Source organism: Acidisphaera rubrifaciens HS-AP3 (assembly GCF_000964365.1).
Lineage (GTDB): Bacteria > Pseudomonadota > Alphaproteobacteria > Acetobacterales > Acetobacteraceae > Acidisphaera > Acidisphaera rubrifaciens.
Genome location: NZ_BANB01000914.1, coordinates 1 through 641, shown reverse-complemented (window position 1 = coordinate 641; position 641 = coordinate 1). Strand labels below are relative to the sequence as shown.

Here is a 641-nt window from a genome sequence, read left to right as displayed (position 1 = left end):
CCGGAGGATGCCGAGCAGTTCGCCGCCGGTCGCGGCCAGCCCCGTCACCGCAGCGCCTCGCGCGGGCAGCGCCCGCTCAGCGGGTCGTACACGCAGCCCGCGTTGGCGGTCACGCGCGGACGCACGACCAGCTCCGGCCAGACGCCGAGCGCCGGATCGTCGCGCAGGATCGTGACGCGCACCAGCGCGGGCAGCCGCGCCTGCCCGGTCCAGCGGTCCAGCCAGACGGGCGCCTCGCCCGGGGCGGGGGCGCCGAAATAGGCGAATCGGAGCTGCGACACATGATCAAGCAGCATCACCCGCGCCGCCGGCGCCTGCACCTCCGCCTGCTGCTGCCCGTCGGGCGCATCGCGGCGCAGTTCGACATACAGGGCCGCGGCGGCGCCGTGGCGGCGCAGGCCGAAATGCTCCTGCGTCCAGGCGCCCGGCCCGTCGGCAGCCGGCTGCGGCGCCACGAGGTCGAGCGTGTCCGGCTCGCCCGCGAAGGTGATGGTGGGATCGCGCAGGTCGGCGGTGCGATAGGCGGGCCGGGCGGCGGCGAGGGTGCGGCGGAGAAAGCCCTGCACCAGCCCGATGTCGTCGGTGCCGGCGGAACGCCGCTCCGCGCGGTTCCAGGCGCGGGCGCCGAAATCCATGCCGTT

General features: G+C 76.1%; 1 protein-coding gene. It reads right to left on the bottom strand.

All coding sequences use genetic code 11. The features are described from left to right. Nucleotides 1–44 precede the first annotated feature (44 nt). Nucleotides 45–641 (bottom strand): hypothetical protein (locus B8460_RS22435; protein WP_048863191.1); only part of this gene is annotated, 597 nt, incomplete at its 5' end.